Annotated in this window: 3 protein-coding genes; 2 read left to right on the top strand and 1 reads right to left on the bottom strand. The window is 68.2% G+C overall.

Going from position 1 to position 3565, the window contains the following annotated elements; all coding sequences use genetic code 11:
- The first annotated feature begins 247 nt into the window (after window positions 1-247).
- Window positions 248-2203: an oxidoreductase gene (locus V7Q39_RS20060; RefSeq protein WP_333818383.1), complete on the top strand. Its 1956-nt coding sequence runs from the start codon at window positions 248-250 to the stop codon at window positions 2201-2203.
- Window positions 2204-2572: 369 nt separating this feature from the next.
- Window positions 2573-2869, top strand: coding sequence for a hypothetical protein (locus tag V7Q39_RS20065; RefSeq protein ID WP_333818384.1), 297 nt, complete (start codon window positions 2573-2575; stop codon window positions 2867-2869).
- 34 nt (window positions 2870-2903) lie between these two features.
- Here V7Q39_RS20065 and V7Q39_RS20070 read toward each other — a convergent pair.
- Window positions 2904-3565 (bottom strand): serine protease (locus V7Q39_RS20070; protein ID WP_333818385.1); only part of this gene is annotated, 662 nt, incomplete at its 5' end.

Raw genomic sequence — 3565 nt, forward strand, 5'->3', positions numbered from 1 at the left:
GCGGGGCCTGGGGGATCGAGGAGTTCCTGGAGGTCAAGGCGATCTCGGGCTGGGACGTGGCGGCCGAATAAGAACCCCGTCCCGGGCTTGACTCGGGACCTCTGCCTGCCATCCGCGCGAACGTGTAAGACGAGGTCCCGGGTCAAGCCCGGGACGGGGTTTCGTTGCACGCTAAAACTTGACACCTATGTCGATTCCTGTTGGCATGGCCGCAACGGAGGCAGCCATGACCCAGCACCCTCGACTGATGTCCCCCCTGAAACTTCGCGACCATACGCTGCGGAACCGCATCGTCTTCGGCGCGCATACCGCGAACATGTCGGACCAGGGGATGCCCGGCCCGCGCTTCGGGAAATACCTGCTGGAACGCGCGCTTGGCGGGGCGGCGATGGTGGTGGCAGAGCCGGTGCCGGTGCACCGGACCGGGGTGCTGACGCGGGGCAATTTCCTGCATTCCGACGACCGGGTGATCCCGGCCTTCCGCACCATCACCGACGAGGTGAAGCAGGCAGGGGCGGTGATCATCCAGCAGCTCTATCATATTGGCGCGCATGGAGATTCCGACCTGAGCTTCGCGCCGCACTGGTCGCCCTCGGGCGGGCCGTCCTACCATGACTCGGACGGCTCGCACGCGATGACCGGGACGGAGGTGGAAGAGCTGCTGGAGGCGCATGTGGCGGCGGCGGTGCGGGCCAAGGCGGCGGGGTTTCAGGGCGTGGAGGTCTGGGCGGCCTATCATTCGCTGCTGGACCAGTTCTGGACGCCGTGGTCGAACCAGCGCACGGACCAGTGGGGCGGGTCGCTGGAGGGGCGGACGCGGTTCTCGCGCGAGCTGATCGAGCGGGTGCGGCGGGCCTGTGGCGAGGAGTTCATCGTCGGGCTGGCGGTGAGCTATTCGACGGCCTACGAGGTGACTTTGGGGGCCGAGGCCTTGTGCGAGATTCTCGCGCTGCATGACCGGACGGGGCATATCGACTACGTGACGGTCGGGGCGGGGTCATATCTGGAAGCCGAGGCGATCATCCCGCCCTTCACCCATGCCGAGAAGCTGACCACACCTTTGACGCAGCAGTTGAAGGGGGTGCTACGCCATGCGGTCGTGACCTCGGAGGCCGGGGTGAGGACGCCGGAGAACGGCGAGGCGATCATCGCCTCGGGCTTGGCCGATCTGGTCAGCATCGTGCGGGGGCAGATCGCCGACCCGCATCTGGCGCGGAAAGTGGCCGAGGGGCGGGCGGAGGATGTGCGGGGCTGCATCTCGTGCAACCAGATGTGCTGGGGGCGGCGGTCCCGCGACTACTGGATTTCCTGCCTGATCAATCCGAGCGCGGGGCGGGAATTCGAATGGGGCGGGGACCGGTTCGGGGCGGCTCCGGTGGCAAAGGATGTGCTGGTGGTGGGCGCCGGGCCTGCGGGGCTGGAGGCGGCGCGGGTGGCGGCGGAACGGGGGCATCGGGTGGAGCTGGTCGAGGCCCTTCCGGTGGTGGGCGGGCAGTTCCGGCTGGCGGGGATGCAGCCGCGGCGGGCGCAGATCCTGGAGCTGATGGACTGGTACGAGCGGCAGTTCGAGAAGCTGGGGGTCAGGCTGCGTCTGAACACCTTCCTCGACGAGCGGGAGATCGCGGATCATGCCGCTTCGGTCGTGGTGGTGGCGACGGGATCGCTGCCGGACGAGACCGGGTTCCAGCGCTGGGTGCCGCAGGAGGCGTCGCTGCCGGGGATCGAGGCGGGGGGCGTCTGGTCGCCCGAGGCGGTGCTGCGGCGCGAGGCGCGGCTGGGGGATGCGGTGGTGGTCTATGACGAGGGATCGAACTGGCGCGGGGTCGGGACGGCCTGGGCGCTGGCGGAGCAGGGGAGGAAAGTGACCATCGTGACGCCGGAACCCTTTGTCGGGAAAGAGATTTCCCGGACGGCGGCGGATGGCGTGGTGCGCCGGCGGCTGGGGGCTCTGGGCGTGCGGATGCTGGTGGAGCACCGGCTGGTGCGCTGGCATGGCAACGGGGTGACGGTGCGGTCGTTCCTGACGGGGGAGGAAGAGGTGATCCCGGCCTCGGGGCTGGTGATGGCGACGACCAACCGGGCCTTCGACCCTTACCCGGAGGCGATGGCGGGCAAGGCGATGCACCGGATCGGCGACTGCACGGCGCCGAGGCTGGCGGCCTATGCGTTCCACGAGGGGCGGAAGGTGGGGATGGGGATCTGAGGGGCTGCCCACGCGGGGCGGCTGCCGAAAACGAAAGCAAGGGATTGGCCATGAACATTCAGCATATGCTGTCCCTCCGATCTCCGTCGGCGCGCCGGGCTTGCACCGCGATCCTGCTGGCCCTCGGGCTGTCAGCTCCGGCTCAGGGAGAGGGGCTGGAGGCTCTGGTTGGTGCCGTCTTGGCAGCGGTGCAGGCGGATGGATCGCTGGACGTGACGCGCTTCTCTTGCGTCCAGACCTTGAAGGATGACGAAACAATTCACGACTGCCGCGACCCGGTGTCGGGACTGGGCTTCACGCATCTGCGCGACGAGGGGGGGCGACGCGGTCGGGATCTACGTCTACAAGGGGGCTTCTGGATCCTCCGACATGGACATTCTGGTCCCCGACCGCGCAGCCTTTGATCGGCTGGAGGCCGAATTCGGGGCGCTGGCGCAATCCTCCTTGATCCGAGGCCTGACCCGCTGTGCCCTTCCGGGGTCGGGCGAGAGCAGCGCCCTCGTCGTGAGGGCCAAGCCTTCCGGCCTGCCGGTGGTCATGTACTTCGGTCGGCTGGACGATGCGTCAGCGGCAGAACTGCAGGAGCCGGGCAACGAAGGGGCGCTCCTGTCGGCTTTGGGCATAGTGGTGCGGCCCGACTTCGACTGCCAGCCCTCTCAGCAGTGATCCGGCGTGCCCCGAAGGCGCGCGGCCCCGAGTTTCAGGGATTCGCCTCGATCACCTGGTTCAGCCAGGGGACGAATTTCGAGATGTTGGTATAGGCGGAGAAGAGCGCGGTTTCCTCGCAGCCCCGGCCGGTGGTGGCGGAGAGGCCCCAGCTGACGATGCCGGCCTGGATGTAGCCGCCGCCTTCCACCGGCACGACCAGCGGGCCGCCCGAGTCGCCATTGCACGAGGTCTTGCCGCCCTCGAAGGTGCCGGAACAGATCATGTTCTCGGAGACCGGCTTCGGGGCCTTGGCCATCAGCTCGTCCCAGATCGCATAGGCGTCGGTCTCGGCGACGCCGAGGGTCTGCACGGCATAGCCGAAACCGCCCGCCGCATCCTCGGCGCGGGCTTCCAGCATGGCGGTGTTGCACAGCTCGCGGTCGAGAACCTGGATCTGGGCCTGGCGCAGTTCGGCCGAGGGCCGGGCGCCTTCCTGCAGGCCCCAGCCGGTGACGATGGTGGTGACGCCCTGCTTGTTCAGGAGGTCGCCGTATTCGGCATCCGGCACCTCGACGGTCTGGTAGGGCACCTGCGGTGCGCGGGAGAGCTTGATCAGCGCGATGTCGAAGTCGAACTGGGTGCCGGTATAGGACGGGTGACGGAAGATCGCCTCGACCGGGATCAGATCGCCCTGGCCGGGGGCGAGGGTGTTGG

The organism is Tabrizicola sp. (genome assembly GCF_036781545.1).
Classification (GTDB): Bacteria; Pseudomonadota; Alphaproteobacteria; order Rhodobacterales; family Rhodobacteraceae; genus Tabrizicola.